Origin of the sequence: Thiobacillus thioparus DSM 505 (genome assembly GCF_000373385.1) — a bacterium.
Classification (GTDB): Bacteria; Pseudomonadota; Gammaproteobacteria; order Burkholderiales; family Thiobacillaceae; genus Thiobacillus; species Thiobacillus thioparus.
The window spans coordinates 210,205-226,384 of the sequence record NZ_KB891316.1; the positions used below are offsets into that span (position 1 = coordinate 210,205).

Sequence of the window (16,180 nt, forward strand, 5' to 3'; positions counted from 1 at the left end):
TACCGGTGGTCTGTCCTCTATTGTTTCGCGGGCTGGAATCCATTCGGGCCGGGCCCCGTTACGTAGCCCAGACGTTGCAGTTCATGCGTATGTCCGAACCATGATCCGCGCAACTTGGCCTATATTGGATAGACGCTCGTGCGCAGGCAAAATGCGTCCGCAAACCCCGTCAAGGGAGCTCGCCCTTGGATATCCCTGTGCCACCCTCTTCAGACTCCCGGGATCAGGGCATCCTTGTGCCGCAGATTGCGCAGAGCTTTCGCCAGCTCTCCATATCGCTGATCGCCAACCTGGCCAACGGATTCATTCTTGTCGCGGTTCTGTGGGGCGCCATGCCCACGCCCGTCCTGCTAAGCTGGTCAGGCCTGCTGGTCGCCGTCACCGGGGCTCGGTTCCTCAGCTTGCGGGCGTTCAGAAACGCCTCCCCCAGGAGCGAGCCGGACCTGGCTGTCTGGACGAAGTATTTCGTGGCGGGCGCATGCGCTGCCGGCGTGGTGTGGGGGCTGTCCGGCATTCTCCTGTTTCACCCCAGTTCCTTCCCGCACCAGGTTGTGCTCGCTTTTGTACTGGGTGGAATGGTGGCCGGCGCCGTTCCGCTGCTCTCGTCCGTGCGCCATGCCTATGGGTGCTTCGCCATTCCGGTCGTGGTCCCCATCGGCATACGCATGATGTGGGTGGGCGACCGCATCCACCTCGTCATGGGCCTGCTGATGGTCATCTTCGGTCTCACCATGCTCGCCACGTCCGCCCAGGTCCACCGCCTGTTTCGCAACGCGGAAAAACTGCGCCGCGAGCTGTTCTCGTCAAGCGAAGTGGCGCAGGCGCTGGAATACCTGGTCCGTCTGGACAGTCTCACCGGCATCCCGAACAGACGGCTGTTCGAGGAAGAACTCGGCAAGGAGTGGGCAAGAGCGAAACGCGACAATGCGCCGTTGTCGCTCATCATGGCCGATATCGATCACTTCAAGGAATACAACGACCACTATGGGCATCCGGCCGGCGATCTGTGCCTGGTGGACGTGGCGCAGACCCTGTACCACGCGCTGTCCCGCCCTGGCGATGTGGCGGCCCGAATCGGCGGCGAAGAGTTTGCGATCCTGTTGCCGCAGACTGATTTGAACGGCGCGATCGCCGTGGCCGAGCAGTTACGCGAGCGCATCCTGGCCTTGAATCTTCCCCACGAAGCTTCGCCCGTAGCCAGCCAGGTCACCCTGAGTTTCGGCGTGTCTTCGTCCGAGCTTGCGTCCGTCTCCTCGCCTGCCGAGCTGATCCGCACATCCGACATCGCGCTATACGAAGCCAAACGCTGCGGACGCAACCAGATTGTGGCGGCCCGGAAAACGCCATCGGTTCTGGTCGCGTGAGCAAAGGGGCCGTCTGGCTACCAGCGGCCCTGTGTTCGTGCAAGACCTGCCCCCGCGCCCTCCAGGCACCCGCCCCTGCTGCCTTTACGCCGACGCCTGCATGCGCCGCGACTGCATGAGCGACACCATGTGCAGCATCAGGAAAATCGGCACCAGATACGCCGGAATGATCACCTCCGGCATGAACGCCATCACCCCGGTGGTGATTTCACCCGGCACCCCCCTGGCAAGCATCGATCCAAACGCCCCGAGCGTGAGGGCCATGACCAGATCGAGGATTCCCAGCCAGTTCCACCGCCGGAACCCCCTGCTGGCGACGAAGTCGGGCCGACGCAGCAAAGCCAGCAGCACCAAGGGTGCAGTGACGCCTACCGCGATATCGCCCAGCCCCGCCGGAAACGCGAAAAAGCCCGGCAGTACGTCGTGCGCATACAACGCCAGAAATCCCAGGCCCCCGGCGCGCCACGCCTGCATCGAGACCAGAATACGCAGATCGGCCGCCATGACGAGACCGTAGAACCAGGGCGACAGCCGCGACGCAATAAAGAACAGGGCAAGCGGTGCCACCACTGCAACGAGGATGGGCAGCGGCGGCCTCCCTGGCGGTCCGGCGAATGCGCCGCCCGTGCCCAATACAACGACAAGCGAGAACCACATTGCAAGTATCACTCCAATTATCAGCTTCGCCTGGGCTGGAACGCGCAAGTGCAGATTGTCGGTAGAGGGGGGAATCGTCTGTAGCATGATTTTCTCCTGATAGTAACTTGCCTATTGCAAGTGACTATCAGGCTAGCATTGTAACTTGTATAATACAAGTTACTAAAAAAACGGCCTGGAGCCAAAACCATGAAAACGGGCAAAACCAAACCTGACACTTTTCGACGCTCACCCTGCCCGGTTGCGAATGCGCTCGACCTGCTCGGCGATCAATGGTCGCTGCTGGTGATTCGGGACATCCTGCACGGCAAGCACACCTATGGCGAACTGCTGGATTCGCCCGAAAAAATCCCGACCAGCACGCTCGCCGACCGCCTCAAGCGCCTCGAAAACGCGGGCATCCTCGTCAAGGCCGCCTACCAGGAACGCCCAACGCGCTATGCCTATTCGCTGAGCGCCAAGGGTGCGGCGCTGGGCGAGATCCTGCTTGCTTTCGTGAACTGGGGGACCCAATACATTCCGGGCACGCAGACCCTGAAATCGTTCAAGGATGGACGCAATTGATCCGCGTGCCCATGGCGAGGGTGTGCGGCAGGGCCAGAAGCGGTGAATCACAGGGAGACGGCGGCCTGTCTCCCATTGCCTGTCCAAACCGCCCCCGCTGGTTCGAAGGATCAATCGAGCCCGGGGCCTGTAAACCCCATACTGCGTGCACCGGTCTATTTGTTGTCGCCGCGCAGCAGTGCCCACAACCCCAGCACCGTACACGCCACAAAGACGACCAGCGCCGCCATGTTCGAATGTTTTCTCAAGAGAGGACTATGATGAAGATGATCGTGCCAACTGCGATGGCGCTTGCCGCCGCCGCATCCTCGTGCCGATCACGAAGGGCTGGCGCGTATGCCTTGGAAGAATGGACGTTCCTTACTAGAAGAAGGTGGAATCATGCAACTTATGACGCGAAAGAATGGTGGTGAAACTCCACTTCAGGAGGTGGCTGATGCCTGGAAGAAAGAGGACCACAATTTTGGCTGGAGCGAGTACGAGGTGGACGCATGGGCCGTTGTATATGCCAAAAAGACACAGCGAGAAGAAAGAGAGGGGCTGTTGAAAGAAGCGCCAGGCGAGCCCATCCGATAAATATTCCGGCAATTCGCTTTTCGCCTGCGTATCAGGGGGATAGACACCGATTTTGACAGCACCCTCACGCAAAACCGTGGTCTGCCCCCCCTTGTTCGGTATGAATATCGTGTCTGACCCCGTTTATTCGCGGGTTTGATGTTCAGGCGCTCGAAAATGACTTGAACGCGCGGCGTACTGTGGACAGGCCCGCACCGGACGAGCCGATGACCGCAATGATGGGATGCTGCTGCCGCAGACTGATTTGAGCGGCGGGATAGCCGTGGCCGAACAGTTACGCGAGCGCATCCTGGCCTTGAATCTTCCCCACGAAGCCTCGCCCGTGGCCAGCCAGGTCACCCTGAGTTTCGGCGTGTCTTCGTCCGAGCTTGCTTCCGTCGCCTCGTCTGCCGAGCTGATCCGCACATCCGACATCGCGCTATACGAAGCCAAACGCTGCGGACGCAACCAGATTGTGGCGGCCCGGAAAACGCCATCGGTTCTGGTCGCGTGAGCAAAGGTGGCAGGATCGAAAGAAAATTGGTAGCGGTGCTCCCGAGGTTTCCGCGAACCTGCCTCGTCGACCCTGCATGCAATCCGCACCAGCGACCCGACGCGCGCGAATGTTCTTCGGACCCCAATTCGCCTATGATCGAAACTGCGGACTGCGCCAAGACCCCGACGCTGCGGCGATCCATTCGGACAGGGCGTCGATTGGGTTGATTCGAGACCGTCGTTGATCGGCAAGCTGGAGAACACATGATTTCACATTCGACGCACTGGCCGCGTTCCCTGAAGGGGTTCGCATGCATCCTGCTCCTGTTTTCCTGCCTTGCCGGCGCAGCAGAAAAGAAAGAGGGCGCTTTCCATGGCGCGGTCCAGACCGAATACCCGAGTTGGTTCAAGGCAAGCTTCCTCAGCCTCCGGGACGATATTGCAGAAGCCCAATCCAGAAACAGGCGTGTGATGATCCTGTTCACGCAGGACGGCTGCCCCTACTGCCATGCCCTGGTCGAACGCAATCTTTCGCAAAAGAACATCGAAACCTATCTGCGGAAGCACTTTGACGTGATTGCCATCAACATGTGGGGCGACCGCGAGGTCGTGGGGCTCGACAACCGATCCATGACCGAGAAGCAGTTTGCCGCCAGCCTCAAGGTGCAATTCACCCCCACCATCCTGTTTTTCGACGAAGCTGGGCAAACCGTATTGCGGCTCAATGGCTACATCCCGCCCACCCGATTTATGACTGCGCTGGAGTTTGCTGCGCAGGGCACGAAGGATTCCAACTACCTCGATTACGTCGCGGCGCACCAGCCGCCTGCGACAGGCAGCGAATTGATCGCAGAATCCTTCTTCAAGAAGCCGCCCTTCAATCTCGCGCGCAAGGGCAAGGCCAGGCCGGTTGCGGTGTTCTTCGAGCAACGCGATTGCCCCGCCTGCGCCGAATTGCACGACAGAATCCTGTCGGACAAGCAGACGCGCGCCATCATTGCCGGGTTCGATGCGATTCAACTCAATATGTGGTCGGACACGCCGCTAACCACCCCGCAGGGAAAAGCCACCACGGCGCGCGCATGGGCCAGGGCGCTGGACATCAAATATGCGCCCGCCATCGTGCTGTTCGACGCAAAGGGCAAGGAGATCATCCGCTCCGAGGCCTATTTCAAGTTGTTCCATACCCAGGGCATTCTTACCTATGTGCTGAGCGGCGCCTATGAAAACGAGCCGAGCTTTCAGCGCTACCTGTCCGCCAAGGCGGACCGCCTGCGCGAGCAGGGCCAGGATGTGGATATCTGGCGCATGGGCGATGAACCTGCCGGGAAGAAATAGGCGCGTGCGAATTCACGTGAACGGCCCATCCGATGGCAAGTCGCACGTGCCGATGAAAATCAGGCCAGCCCGCGTGGCCCGGCTTGCGGATCACGGTACTGGAATCGGCTTAGGTGCGGATCAGCAGAGGCTTTCTGGCATCCCCCTCATGGCGCGCACATGCGGGGGAAAACAATTCGTGCCTGGCCTCTTTGGTTTGCTTAGTGCCGGGTCTGCTGCGCGTCGCCCTTAGGCATGTAAAACGGGCAAGTTGTGGTGCTGTCCGGCTGGCGGACCAGTTCCTCGCTGAAGTCCGCATAAGTGCGAGAAAGCAGATGCTTGCCTGCATCGTCCTCATAACGCGCGCAGATATCAGCCAGCGCGCAGTTCGACGTCATGCAGTAGGTATAAGTCATGATTCACCTCATTAGTTCGTAATCAACTCGAGCCTGGCCCCTTAGATTTTCAGGCTTCACGGCTTTGCCTTGCGCTGCTTCGCGACCCTGCGCCAATAGGAGAATTCTTCCTCGTGAATCTCGAAGTCGATCTCGGACACCCTTGCCTGCAGCCGGACCTGAACATCGGCTACGGCCTTGTTGTAGATGCTCGGTCCGATTTCTTCAAGGATGTAGCCGAGTAAGCCGGCGGCTGCAACGTTGCCAATCCTCTCTTCCATGTTCTCTTGGAAGTAACGCTCGATTGATGCAACGGCTTGCGCCCGGTCTTCCTTACTGAGTTCGATAGTCATGCTGTCGCCTTTGTAAATGCGGGTGAAAGTATCCGCCCTAATGCCGAACCGCGGTTCTGGATGCACTACTGTTTCCGTCCGCATGTCCGGAACAATCGGTCCGGCGGCTGGCGATGAAGCGGGGGGCGAAACCAGCGCCAAGCACAGGCAAGGCGTCTGCCCTTCGGGATCGGCACGGCTCTTTCGCTCTTGGGCGGTCGCAATCCAGAGTGTGAGTCAAAGGGGCCAGGTTCGAATGTCGAAAACAATGTGGGCCTGGCCCCTCTAATTACGATGCGTGAAGAAGGCGACCAGTGCGCCATCCCACCCATCAGCATGAACAGCGTGCGCTGGGCAATGCACAGCGGGCAGGGTTGCAGCTTCAGCCATGCCACCATGATGGAGCTGGCGGCGGCGGCGAGTGCCATGCCGGCCAGTGCAATGGCGAGCCAGAGAAGCGGGGGTGGGATGCGTTTCATCGCGGGTTAATTCAAGTCTGAACTGACCCCATTTCTTTTGTTCTCTGCGATTCAAAACTTGTAATTGAGGCCGAGACTCAGCAACGAAAACCGGATGGCCGCATCCTGCTCGTAGACAAAGGACGGGGTATCCGTAAATCGATAGTCCTTCTTGCCCAGATCCACGTAAAGGTAGTCGGCTTGCAGCTGCACATTTTTCGACAGCGCGTAAAGCATGCCCGCCCCCGCGGTCCAGCCTGTGGCGAGGTGTTTGTCGGATCCCCAGTTTCCGGTCGGACCCCAGTACTGGATGGCCTCATACATGTCGCGCCGGACCTCTCCTGCGGCGACGCCGGCCGTGCCATACACGGCATAGCGTTCGTAGGCCTGCCCCACCTTCAATCGCAGGGTCACCAGGTTTTCCACCCGCTGCCTGATATGCATGGGACAGTTCGCGCGGGCGCTATCGCAACCGTCCGCCACGCCTGGAAGCGGGTTGGTGTACAGGCTGGTGCTGCCTTCGATGTGCGTGTCCAGCACGTCCACCCCGAGGCCATAAATCAGGTTCTCGCGTTGCCAGTCATACCCCAGGGACAAACCCGCGCCCGCGCCGTGCAGATTGACCGACGTGGGCGTAAAGGGAAATGCCGGATCGTAACGTCCGGTGCCCAGATGTGCCTCGCCCCACCCCTCGGCAAGCTTCACGCCGGCATAAAGGCCGCTCCAATCCGCGCCGTCACGCATTTCCGCGGCAAGCGCAGGGATCGAGGAGAGCAACAGACTTAACGCAATAAATTTGCGAACGTGGGTTCGGATTATTTTCATAAGCAGGATTAAAGGAAGGATAAAAGGGGGCTGCTTCGATTTTTTATTCATAATGATTTTTGCATTGCCGCAAACGCTCGGGCAAACAATCCGAAGCTGCGCCCTTTAGCGGCAATGGTGTCTGACCCCATTTATTAGAAGCTGACCCCTTTAAGCTGATCCCCCGTCGGTGAAGAGCTAGAGGGTGAGTAGCTCCGCGAGCTTGGCCGCGACGTCTGCCATTGGCTCTTCTGCAGTGCTCAGGCCACTTCGCGAGCCGAGCAAGGGACTGACTTCTCGGAGAGCTTCATACGTCGTGTCGTGCACGATGGGAACGAGCAGATCACGCGCCAAGAGTGCCGAAAGCTCTTTGTCAGCGATGCCCTCTCCTGCGAGCCGGCGCAGCAGCGCAGGGGTCACCAGCACGATCCCGACTCGCGACTTTGCCAATCCCTTATCGATTTCGCGGAGCAACGTCGCACCGAGGAGGACGTCCTTCTCGCTGAACCAAACCGAGACACCGCGCGACTCGAGCAGATCGTGCAGCTCCTTGGCGGCCCCTTTCCGGTCGTCCCACGCGTGGCAAAGAAAGACGTCCCGAAGATCAGGCACGGACGCTCGCTTCTCGACGTTTTCGCGGACTGGCGTGAGCGTCCGCACCTCGGCAGGCGTGTACACCACGGACGAACCTGCTCGCGACCAGCGCGGCCTTACGCTGCTGCCGGACCCGCCAGCGCTACTCCGGCCGCCCCAGCTGCTTCCGTTGCTCCCCGACGAGGAGTAGGATGAATATGACCCGTAGCCGCGAGAGCGGCTACTACATGCGGGGCAGGCCGCTGCCCCGCTCGCTGTGCGATGTCCATTTATTGGTGCTGTGCATCTAGCCATGTCGCAATCTTCCCATTTGAAAATTAATCGTGTCTGACCCCATTTACTGTGCGTTTATGTCCCAAGTTCCCAGAACTTCTTTTTCGCCGTCATTGCCATACTTTTTCTTGGCTTGATTAATCCACATCCGTATCGTGGCTGTCGAGAGCCCCGAATCTTGCATTCTTTCAAGAATCTCAACCCTAGGAATCCCAGCCGCCACCATCTCGGCAATCATGGTTCGCGGATGCGGATCCTGAGACAGTTCTAGCAAACCCCGTTGCGCTATTTGTTGGAGAGGAGAAAATTCACGTTCGGCCCGCATTTCAAGCTTGCGCAGCCGCGTGTTGAGGAACCTAGTGTTTTCCAGAATTTCCGCCAGTAAGTTTTTCTCTGATCGCGGTTCTGGTTTTTCACCTTGAGGATTGAGTTTCAGAATTTCCTTAAATTTCGTTTCAAACTGATGCCAGTATGTTGAGAAAACTTGCTCAAGAACACGCTCATCCAATGTGTTACTTCCAAGGCATCCATTGAGAGTTCGAACCAGCCCCCACATGCTGTCTTTTGAGGGAAATGTATGGTTGAACTGAGCTAAAGGATCTTCAAGATCAGCGGATTTAAGATCTATAAGGAAGGTGCAAACACGATTGTACGAAAGGCCTTTCGCCAAAGCGCCGGCTTCGAAGAGAATCCAAGGCTTGTCTTTGTTTTCTTGTGTAAGGCAAACGATACCGACTGAAGTATCTTTAAGTTGATCGCTAATTTCGCTAAACCACAGTGCGCCTCGATCAATGTCTCGTGTAGAAATCCACGGCCTAGTGGCTTGAATAACGCATTTAATCCAATCATTTAGAAGTTCGGCGACGGCCCTACTTCTAGCCCCAGACCAACTGATAAAAACTTTCATAGCTCGCCCCTCAAACAGATATAGCACCCAACACATCGCCCCCCGAAACAAATAGGGGGCAATTCAGTCTGACCCCAATTACTCGTTAATGTGCAAGACCTGATCCTTCGTCCCATTAATGTTCAACCGATCATTCGAAACCAATCTTTCACAGCGAGCCGTAGCCTATCTATTTCATCCTCTTGCATAGGACAGCAGTGTGCAATGGGGCCACGAAGGAGATTCAGGTTCGCCATTACGCGCTCGACACCACGTTTGTTCTTGAGAGTCGGCTCGAACAAGTCCCAGTTGGAGGTAATGATGCCTGACAGCTGACCGAAGGTTGTGTAATCGATCATGTTGTCGGATCGTTGCGTGACACCGTTGTCCCGCTCCTTCTTCACAAGACTCGCTACATCTGCCTTAATGTCGGGAGCAATACGCATACTGTTCCACCAGTCTGTACCTTCGCTATCCTCTAGTGTCTCAACGATCAGCTTGCGAATCGCCTGCTCAAGACAATAAAAGACTTCATAGTTCTCAGACATGTCCGCTGCCTCGAGGCGAACGCTCTGCTCGAATTGCGGGTAGTAAGCCACCGCGCTCCCTACTTCTGCTTTAGACACGTGCCCGAGTTCAATTCCAAATCTCTGCTCGATCTGTCGCAACTCATCGCATATGAGAAAGCCCGACATGCCAAATGACCGGACGGAGTCGTCTACGTCACTCATTGGAAGCTTTCAATAGATGTTCCTTCAATGCGCGAAAGATCGCATTAAAGACTGCGGGATCAGATGTAGCAGGGAGATTTAGATTTATGGTGTACCCGAGATTAAGACCAAGCCGCTGTGAAGTTTGAGCCATAGGATTTTGTTGGGGAAGTGTGTTGGAAGGGAGCGTTTCCATAACTGCCTTCTCGGGTTTCTCCTCGATGGGGGGCACGTCCCACTTCGCAAACTTCTTTAGCTGCTTGATACATGCAAGTATTAACGGAACCACATTGGAGTCTTGCTCAGCCCCGGTCTCCTCGACGACGAGCCCCTTAAGATCCTCGTCAGAGAGCTTATGCATATACTCATTCCTGACATATAAAGATGCATAGCCTGTCTTTATTGCTTGTGCGGCTGCCCAGCCTTCCGTCGCCGAGTTTCTAAATTTTTTGTAGAGATCGGTGGGGGTTCCATCAGTTGTTGCGAATCCAATCTTTTTTAGATACGCAGTCATCTGATTGCCTGACCCACCCTTTATTCCCAGTATCGTCTTGACGAAATCTTGACTGACCGCTTCCGGAGTTGCCGCAGCTTTAATACCTTTTAATGCTTTCTCGATATTTCCCGTGGCGGTGACATAAGGCAAAACAGCCATTCTTATCTCCTTATGGGGCCGATCGGAACCCCAATGTCTGCTAGAAAGTACGACAACAAGCCAGTGACTATCACTACCAGTAACGCAGAGATATCTGCATCCTAGACACACCCACTATGGGCACTCAGGCAGGCTCAATAAATTGTTTGGGTGCTCGCCGTCATTCTGTGTTTTTAGGTATTTGTTACCCGCTGCGCTTGTGGCAACGACGACCCAAACGGAATTGCCATTAACGCTTACCCAAAATTTCCATTTGCCGGATTCGATTCCTGAGATGGCTTCAGGCTGCGTCAGCTTCCAGCGAGCTCCGTCTGCATTTGTGCCACCCACATGCGTGATCCGCTCATGCGGGTTATAGCGATCACTCTTGTTGATGCACTTAATCTGATGGTTGTCGGCCATTTTTGCTTCGCTCTCCTTAAACTCTATCGGAATGTCAGCTATGCCTCTGCGACCACGCATCAGCACACCACAATAAAAAAGGCGCAGTCCCCTGCGCCTTTTTGTCTTCCCAGCCGGTCAATCCCAGCTCAACGCCCCGCCCGTCTGATACTCCGTGACGCGCGTCTCGAAGAAGTTCTTCTCCTTCTTCAGGTCGATCATCTCGGCCATCCAGGGGAAGGGGTTGGTGACGCCGGGGAACATTTCGTCGAGGCCGATCTGCTGGCAGCGGCGGTTGGCGATGAAGCGCAGGTATTCCTTGAACTGGCTGGCGTTGAGGCCGAGCACGCCGCGCGGCATGGTGTCTTCGGCGTAGCGGAATTCGAGCTCGACGCCCTTCTGGATCAGGTCGCGGATTTCGGCCTTGAACTCGCTGGTCCACAGGTGGGGGTTTTCCAGCTTGATGGTGTTGATGAGGTCGATGCCGAAGTTGCAGTGCATGGACTCGTCGCGCAGGATGTACTGGTACTGCTCGGCGGCGCCGGTCATCTTGTTCTGGCGGCCCAGGGCGAGGATCTGCACGAAGCCGACGTAGAAGAAGATGCCTTCCATGATACAGGCGAAGACGATCAGCGACTTCAGCAGGGCCTGGTCGGCCTCGGGGGTGCCGGTCTTGAATTCGGGGTTGGTCAGCGTGTCGATGAAGGGGATGAGGAAGTCATCCTTGTCGCGGATGCTGGCGACTTCGTGATACGCGTTGAAGATCTCGCCTTCGTCCAGGCCCAGGCTTTCCACGATGTACTGGTAGGCGTGGGTGTGGATGGCCTCCTCGAACGCCTGGCGCAGCAGGTACTGGCGGCACTCGGGCGCGGTGATGTGGCGATAGGTGCCGAGCACGATGTTGTTGGCGGCCAGCGAATCGGCGGTGACGAAGAAGCCGAGGTTGCGCTTGACGAGGCGGCGCTCGTCCTCGGTGAGCGCGGTCGGGTCTTTCCACTGCGCGATGTCGCGCGACATGTTCACTTCCTGCGGCATCCAGTGGTTGGCGCAGCCGGCGAGGTATTTCTCCCACGCCCATTTGTACTTGAAGGGGACGAGCTGGTTCACATCCGTCGCGCCGTTGATCACGCGCTTGTCGGCGGCCTGCACGCGACGGGCCTGCGGTGCGGGTTCGGCGGCCGGGGCGGCGGATTCCTTGCGCAGGAAGGACGGCACGTCGACGGTACGGGCGGCGGGGGTGAAGTCTTCTTCAAAATTCAGCATCGTTTGTTATCTCCTTTGGTTGTCCCAAAGTGGGCTGAGCCCACACTACTTGTTCATCTTGAGGACGGGCTGCAAGCCTGGCCGAGTTTCAGCTCAGGGGCTGCCCCGGCCAACGAACCCACGCACATCGCGTCAACATCCATTGGCCGGCTTGGCCTCTTCTTTTGGTGCTGCTCCTCCTCACTACCTCTTACTGGCACGCCTCGCATTCCTCGAACCCGGGATCGCCCGGGCGCATGGTGCAGGCCTTGCCTTCGATTTCCGGCTCCGGCAGGTTGGCCGCGGCCCGGTTCATCGCGCTGCCGCCGCTGCTCATCGCCCCCGCGCCGCCGCTCGCCGACACGGCATTGAGCTCGCCGCCCTTGCCGGTGGATTTCTCCGCCGAGGTAGCGCCCATGGTGCGCAGGTAATAGGTGGTCTTGAGGCCGCGCAGCCACGCCAGCTTGTAGGTCTCGTCGAGCTTCTTGCCCGAGGCGCCGGCCATGTAGATGTTGAGGCTCTGCGCCTGGTCGATCCACTTCTGGCGGCGCGAGGCGCACTCGACCAGCCAGTGGGTTTCCATCTCGAACGCGGTGGCGTACAGCGTGCGGATGTCGGCCGGGATGCGGTCGATCTTGGCCAGCGAGCCGTCGAAGTACTTGATGTCGGCGACCATGACCTCGTCCCACAGGCCGAGCTTCTTCAGGTCGTTGACCAGATACTTGTTGGCGACGGTGAATTCGCCCGACAGGTTCGATTTGACGTAGATGTTCTGGTAGGTCGGCTCGATCGACGCGGAGACGCCGACGATGTTGGCGATGGTCGCGGTCGGCGCGATCGCCAGGCAGTTGGAGTTGCGCATGCCGTACTGGCCGATGCGCTCGCGCAAGGCGTCCCAGTTCAGGGTGCTGCTGGAATCCACTTCCAGGTAGCCGCCGCGCTCCTCGGCCAACAGCTTCAGCGAATCCTGCGGCAGGATGCCGCGGCTCCACAGGCTGCCTTCATAGCTGGAATAGCGGCCGCGCTCTTCGGCGAGCTCGGTCGACGCCCAGTAGGCCCAGTAGGCGACGGCTTCCATCGAGCGGTCGGCGAATTCCACCGCCTCGTTCGACGCGTAGGGCACGCGCAGTTCCTGCAGCGCATCCTGGAAGCCCATGATGCCGAGGCCGACCGGACGGTGCTTGAGGTTGGAATTGCGCGCCTTGCCGACGGCGTAGTAGTTGACGTCGACCACGTTGTCGAGCATGCGCATCGCGGTGTGGATGGTCGCCTTCAGCTTGTCGAGGTCGAGCTTGCCGTCCTTCAAATGATTGACGAGGTTGACCGAGCCGAGGTTGCACACGGCGACTTCGTGGTCGTTGGTGTTGAGCGTGATCTCGGTGCACAGGTTGGACGAGTGGACGACGCCGACATGCTGCTGCGGGCTGCGGATGTTGCACGGGTCCTTGAACGTGATCCAGGGATGGCCGGTCTCGAACAGCATCGACAGCATCTTGCGCCACATCTGCACGGCAGGGATGCGCTTGTACAGCTTGATCTCGCCGCGGTCGGCCTTGCGCTCGTATTCGCAATACGCTTCGGCGAACTTGCGGCCATAGAGGTCGTGCAGGTCGGGCACGTCGTTGGGCGAGAACAGGGTCCAGTCGCCGCCTTCCATCACGCGCTGCATGAAGAGATCCGGAATCCAGTTCGCGGTGTTCATGTCATGGGTGCGGCGGCGGTCGTCGCCGGTGTTCTTGCGCAGGTCGAGGAATTCCTCGATGTCCATGTGCCAGGTTTCGAGATAGGCGCACACCGCGCCCTTGCGCTTGCCGCCCTGGTTGACCGCGACGGCGGTGTCGTTGACCACTTTCAGGAAGGGCACGACGCCCTGCGACTTGCCGTTGGTGCCCTTGATGCGCGAGCCCATGGCGCGGATCGGGGTCCAGTCGTTGCCCAGGCCGCCTGCGTACTTCTGCAGCATGGCGTTTTCCTTGATCGCCTGGTAGATGCCGTCGAGGTCGTCGGTGACGGTGGTCAGGTAGCAGGACGACAGCTGGCTGTGGCGGGTGCCGGCGTTGAACAGGGTCGGCGTCGACGACATGAAGTCGAACGAGGACAGCACCTGGTAGAACTCGATGGCGCGCGCTTCGCGGTCGATCTCGTTGATCGCCAGGCCCATCGCCACGCGCATGAAGAAGGCCTGCGGCAGTTCGATGCGCGATTCTTCGATGTGCAGGAAATAGCGGTCGTACAGGGTCTGCAGGCCGAGGTAGCCGAACTGGTAGTCGCGGCCGGCGTCGAGCACTTTGGCGAGGCGCGCGAGGTCGAACTGGCCGAGCTTCTCGTCGAGCAGTTCGGCGGCGATGCCCTTCTTGATGAATTGGGGGAAATACTCGGCGTAGCGCTGGTCCATCTGCGCCTGCGTCACGGCCTCGCCCAGCACTTCGTGGCGGATGGAATTGAGCAGCAGGCGCGCGGTGACCAGCGAATACGCCGGGTCTTGCTCGATCATCGAGCGTGCGGCCAGCACCAGCGCCTTCTCGACTTCGGCCATCGGCACGCCGTCGTAGAGGTCGCGCAGCACGGTGTGCATGATCGGCTCGGCCTTGACGTTGTCGCCGAGGCCGGTGCAGGCGTCGGCCAGCAGGCCGGTGAGGCGTGCGGTGTCGAGCGGCTTTTTCTGGCCGTCTTCCAGCACGTGCAGGGTGGCTTCGGGGACGCCGGCGGCCTTTTGCGCCGCGCGTTCCTGCGCGCGCTTCTCGCGGTAGAGCACGTAGGCGCGGGCGACTTCGTGTTCGCCCGAGCGCATCAGTGCGAGCTCGACCTGGTCCTGGATGTCCTCGATGTGGAAGGTGCCGCCGTTGGGAGTGCGCCGCATCAGGGCCGCGGTCACCTGGCCGGTGATCGACTCGACCAGCTCGCGGATACGCGCCGACGCCGCCGCCTGCCCGCCCTGCACCGCAATGAAGGCCTTGGTCACGGCGATGGCGATCTTGTTCGGCGCAAAGCCGACTACCGCGCCGTTGCGGCGGATGATCTTGTAGTCGGCGTAGCGGGTATCGATCACTGCCACGTCGGCAGGCTCAATGGAGGGAATGGGTGCGGATGCGGCGGATTCGGTGGCGACGTTCAGCATCGAGGGGGGCTCCTTGGTGGTGGGTGTAACGACAATCCGGGCTGGCCGTGCCGGGGTGCGAAACATCCACACCTTATACACAGCTTGCCCGACCCTCGCCAACAGTTTTATTCACAACATATTGTGGTGTTGGTGGAGGCTGGATACAAATTCTAGGTGTCCTGCCCGGCATGTCAACCCGGAACCGGCGTGTCCGGACAAGATTTTTTATGGCCCTGAAAATCCCAAGACAAATCAAAGTTTTTGCCGACCGGGATGCCTAAAGTTTGACCAGCACTGCGGCAGGACAGGGCTTGGCGCCACGAAACGCCCGGCCGGGCCGTGGAACGCGGTGAAGTCCGGTTTGTCCAGTCCGCCTGCAGGCCGCGCGCGCCGCGCAAAGACTGCTGAATCTTTGCGCGGCGCAGCAAAAACCCGGCGCCGCGCCGGCCCCGGGGGAGGCCCGACGGCCGCTTCCCTTAAGAGAATCAGGGTAATTTTGGTTATGATGGCGAAAAAACCACACCTTCCCGGTCCGCCCATGCGTCATACCGCCGTCCTGCTGATTTCCTGCCCCGACCAGAAGGGGCTGGTCGCCGCCATTGCCGATTTCCTGCTGTCGCACAACGCCAACATCCTGCATGCCGACCAGCACCAGGATGCCGAACTGAAGCTGTTCCTGATGCGGGTGGAATGGGAACTGGCGGACTTCAACCTCGACCTGACCGAGTTCGCCGCCGCCTTCGGTCCCATCGCCGAGCGCTTCGGGATGACCTGGCGGCTCGCCGAGTCGAGCCGCAAGCCGCGCCTGGCGGTGTTCGTGTCGAAGTTCGACCACTGTCTGGCCGACCTGCTCTACCGCTACCAGAGCGGCGAGCTGCATTGCGAGCTGCCGATCATCCTGTCCAACCACGAGGACACGCGCTGGCTGGCCGAGGCCTACCGCGTGCCCTTCCAGCACCTGCTCGTGCACAAGGACGCCAAGCACGAGGCCGAGCAGATCCAGCTGGCGATCCTGCGCGACCAGAAGATCGACTTCATCGTGCTGGCGCGCTACATGCAGGTGCTGTCGGCCGATTTCATCCGCCATTTCCCCAACCGCATCATCAACATCCACCATTCCTTCCTGCCGGCCTTCCACGGCGCCAAGCCCTACCACCGGGCGTTCGAGCGCGGCGTCAAGCTGATCGGCGCGACCGCGCACTACGTCACCGAGACGCTCGACGACGGCCCCATCATCGAGCAGGACGTGGCGCGCATCTCGCACCGCGACAGCCTCGACGACCTGATCAACAAGGGCGCCGACCTGGAAAAGGTGGTGCTGTCGCGCGCGGTGAAATGGCATCTCGACAACCGCGTGCTGGTGTACGCCAACAAGACCGTCGTGTTCGACTGAACGGC

Annotated in this window: 18 protein-coding genes; 6 read left to right on the forward strand and 12 right to left on the reverse strand. The window is 59.2% G+C overall.

Features of this window, described 5'->3' with window-relative positions; translation table 11 throughout:
- Nucleotides 1–236: 236 nt before the first annotated feature.
- On the forward strand, nt 237–1,364 hold the full coding sequence (locus tag B058_RS0101100; RefSeq protein ID WP_018506619.1) for a GGDEF domain-containing protein: 1,128 nt from the start codon (nt 237–239) through the stop codon (nt 1,362–1,364).
- A gap of 84 nt (nt 1,365–1,448) precedes the next feature.
- Here the strand turns inward: B058_RS0101100 and B058_RS0101105 are convergent, their stop codons facing one another.
- A complete protein-coding gene (locus B058_RS0101105; protein ID WP_211208599.1) occupies nt 1,449–2,108 on the reverse strand; it encodes a hypothetical protein in 660 nt (219 codons plus the stop codon).
- A 102-nt stretch (nt 2,109–2,210) separates the two neighbouring features.
- On the opposite strand from B058_RS0101105, the gene B058_RS0101110 reads away from it, so the two are divergent.
- The 4 genes from B058_RS0101110 to B058_RS0101125 all read left to right on the forward strand — a co-directional run bounded on the left by B058_RS0101110 (nt 2,211) and on the right by B058_RS0101125 (nt 4,973).
- The gene (locus B058_RS0101110; protein ID WP_018506621.1) at nt 2,211–2,585 is read left to right on the forward strand and encodes a winged helix-turn-helix transcriptional regulator; all 375 of its coding nucleotides are present in this window, start codon (nt 2,211–2,213) and stop codon (nt 2,583–2,585) included.
- Nucleotides 2,586–2,966: 381 nt separating this feature from the next.
- On the forward strand, nt 2,967–3,161 hold the full coding sequence (locus B058_RS0101115) for a hypothetical protein (protein ID WP_018506622.1): 195 nt from the start codon (nt 2,967–2,969) through the stop codon (nt 3,159–3,161).
- 223 nt (nt 3,162–3,384) lie between these two features.
- Complete coding sequence (locus B058_RS17185; protein ID WP_018506623.1) at nt 3,385–3,654, forward strand: diguanylate cyclase; 270 nt, start codon at nt 3,385–3,387, stop codon at nt 3,652–3,654.
- 245 nt (nt 3,655–3,899) lie between these two features.
- On the forward strand, nt 3,900–4,973 hold the full coding sequence (locus B058_RS0101125) for a thioredoxin family protein (RefSeq protein WP_018506624.1): 1,074 nt from the start codon (nt 3,900–3,902) through the stop codon (nt 4,971–4,973).
- Nucleotides 4,974–5,173: 200 nt separating this feature from the next.
- Here B058_RS0101125 and B058_RS0101130 read toward each other — a convergent pair whose 3' ends face one another.
- The 11 genes from B058_RS0101130 to B058_RS0101175 all read right to left on the reverse strand — a co-directional run bounded on the left by B058_RS0101130 (nt 5,174) and on the right by B058_RS0101175 (nt 14,800).
- Nucleotides 5,174–5,368: a hypothetical protein gene (locus B058_RS0101130; RefSeq protein ID WP_018506625.1), complete on the reverse strand. Its 195-nt coding sequence runs from the start codon at nt 5,366–5,368 to the stop codon at nt 5,174–5,176.
- Nucleotides 5,369–5,424: 56 nt separating this feature from the next.
- The gene (locus B058_RS0101135) at nt 5,425–5,700 is read right to left on the reverse strand and encodes a DUF2164 domain-containing protein (protein ID WP_026240535.1); all 276 of its coding nucleotides are present in this window, start codon (nt 5,698–5,700) and stop codon (nt 5,425–5,427) included.
- A gap of 65 nt (nt 5,701–5,765) precedes the next feature.
- Nucleotides 5,766–6,158, reverse strand: coding sequence for a disulfide bond formation protein B (locus B058_RS18485; RefSeq protein WP_081616698.1), 393 nt, complete (start codon nt 6,156–6,158; stop codon nt 5,766–5,768).
- A 51-nt stretch (nt 6,159–6,209) separates the two neighbouring features.
- Nucleotides 6,210–6,962, reverse strand: coding sequence for an outer membrane protein (locus B058_RS0101145; RefSeq protein WP_169335070.1), 753 nt, complete (start codon nt 6,960–6,962; stop codon nt 6,210–6,212).
- Between the two features lie 177 nt (nt 6,963–7,139).
- Nucleotides 7,140–7,619, reverse strand: a complete 480-nt coding sequence (locus B058_RS0101150; RefSeq protein ID WP_245539233.1) for a toll/interleukin-1 receptor domain-containing protein — start codon at nt 7,617–7,619, stop codon at nt 7,140–7,142.
- A gap of 253 nt (nt 7,620–7,872) precedes the next feature.
- Entirely contained in the window at nt 7,873–8,715 is an 843-nt protein-coding gene (locus B058_RS16210; RefSeq protein ID WP_051082020.1) for a TIR domain-containing protein, read from the reverse strand.
- Between the two features lie 122 nt (nt 8,716–8,837).
- The gene (locus B058_RS0101160; protein ID WP_018506631.1) at nt 8,838–9,425 is read right to left on the reverse strand and encodes a Swt1 family HEPN domain-containing protein; all 588 of its coding nucleotides are present in this window, start codon (nt 9,423–9,425) and stop codon (nt 8,838–8,840) included.
- Complete coding sequence (locus B058_RS0101165; protein ID WP_018506632.1) at nt 9,418–10,059, reverse strand: DUF5343 domain-containing protein; 642 nt, start codon at nt 10,057–10,059, stop codon at nt 9,418–9,420. Before B058_RS0101165 ends, B058_RS0101160 begins: the two co-directional genes overlap by 8 nt.
- 114 nt (nt 10,060–10,173) lie before the next feature.
- Nucleotides 10,174–10,461: a DUF3892 domain-containing protein gene (locus B058_RS17365; protein ID WP_081616730.1), complete on the reverse strand. Its 288-nt coding sequence runs from the start codon at nt 10,459–10,461 to the stop codon at nt 10,174–10,176.
- Nucleotides 10,462–10,578: 117 nt separating this feature from the next.
- Nucleotides 10,579–11,703 carry a ribonucleotide-diphosphate reductase subunit beta gene (locus tag B058_RS0101170; RefSeq protein ID WP_018506633.1) on the reverse strand — a complete coding sequence of 375 codons (1,125 nt, stop codon included), beginning with the start codon at nt 11,701–11,703 and terminating at the stop codon, nt 10,579–10,581.
- A gap of 190 nt (nt 11,704–11,893) precedes the next feature.
- Nucleotides 11,894–14,800: a ribonucleoside-diphosphate reductase subunit alpha gene (locus B058_RS0101175; RefSeq protein ID WP_018506634.1), complete on the reverse strand. Its 2,907-nt coding sequence runs from the start codon at nt 14,798–14,800 to the stop codon at nt 11,894–11,896.
- A 520-nt stretch (nt 14,801–15,320) separates the two neighbouring features.
- On the opposite strand from B058_RS0101175, the gene purU reads away from it, so the two are divergent.
- A complete protein-coding gene (purU, locus tag B058_RS0101180; protein ID WP_018506635.1) occupies nt 15,321–16,175 on the forward strand; it encodes a formyltetrahydrofolate deformylase in 855 nt (284 codons plus the stop codon).
- Nucleotides 16,176–16,180: the final 5 nt, after the last annotated feature.

What these genes read in the sequence shown, in the direction of transcription:
- B058_RS0101105 (WP_211208599.1), bottom strand. Translation starts at nt 2,108, where the DNA reads ATGCTACAGACGATTCCCCCCTCTACCGACAATCTGCACTTGCGCGTT.
- B058_RS17365 (WP_081616730.1), bottom strand. Translation starts at nt 10,461, where the DNA reads ATGGCCGACAACCATCAGATTAAGTGCATCAACAAGAGTGATCGCTAT.
- B058_RS0101110 (WP_018506621.1), top strand. Translation starts at nt 2,211, where the DNA reads ATGAAAACGGGCAAAACCAAACCTGACACTTTTCGACGCTCACCCTGC.
- B058_RS0101135 (WP_026240535.1), bottom strand. Translation starts at nt 5,700, where the DNA reads ATGACTATCGAACTCAGTAAGGAAGACCGGGCGCAAGCCGTTGCATCA.
- B058_RS16210 (WP_051082020.1), bottom strand. Translation starts at nt 8,715, where the DNA reads ATGAAAGTTTTTATCAGTTGGTCTGGGGCTAGAAGTAGGGCCGTCGCC.
- B058_RS0101170 (WP_018506633.1), bottom strand. Translation starts at nt 11,703, where the DNA reads ATGCTGAATTTTGAAGAAGACTTCACCCCCGCCGCCCGTACCGTCGAC.
- B058_RS18485 (WP_081616698.1), bottom strand. Translation starts at nt 6,158, where the DNA reads ATGAAACGCATCCCACCCCCGCTTCTCTGGCTCGCCATTGCACTGGCC.
- B058_RS0101130 (WP_018506625.1), bottom strand. Translation starts at nt 5,368, where the DNA reads ATGACTTATACCTACTGCATGACGTCGAACTGCGCGCTGGCTGATATC.
- B058_RS0101175 (WP_018506634.1), bottom strand. Translation starts at nt 14,800, where the DNA reads ATGCTGAACGTCGCCACCGAATCCGCCGCATCCGCACCCATTCCCTCC.
- B058_RS0101160 (WP_018506631.1), bottom strand. Translation starts at nt 9,425, where the DNA reads ATGAGTGACGTAGACGACTCCGTCCGGTCATTTGGCATGTCGGGCTTT.
- B058_RS0101165 (WP_018506632.1), bottom strand. Translation starts at nt 10,059, where the DNA reads ATGGCTGTTTTGCCTTATGTCACCGCCACGGGAAATATCGAGAAAGCA.
- B058_RS0101115 (WP_018506622.1), top strand. Translation starts at nt 2,967, where the DNA reads ATGCAACTTATGACGCGAAAGAATGGTGGTGAAACTCCACTTCAGGAG.
- B058_RS0101125 (WP_018506624.1), top strand. Translation starts at nt 3,900, where the DNA reads ATGATTTCACATTCGACGCACTGGCCGCGTTCCCTGAAGGGGTTCGCA.
- B058_RS0101145 (WP_169335070.1), bottom strand. Translation starts at nt 6,962, where the DNA reads ATGAAAATAATCCGAACCCACGTTCGCAAATTTATTGCGTTAAGTCTG.
- B058_RS17185 (WP_018506623.1), top strand. Translation starts at nt 3,385, where the DNA reads ATGCTGCTGCCGCAGACTGATTTGAGCGGCGGGATAGCCGTGGCCGAA.
- purU (WP_018506635.1), top strand. Translation starts at nt 15,321, where the DNA reads ATGCGTCATACCGCCGTCCTGCTGATTTCCTGCCCCGACCAGAAGGGG.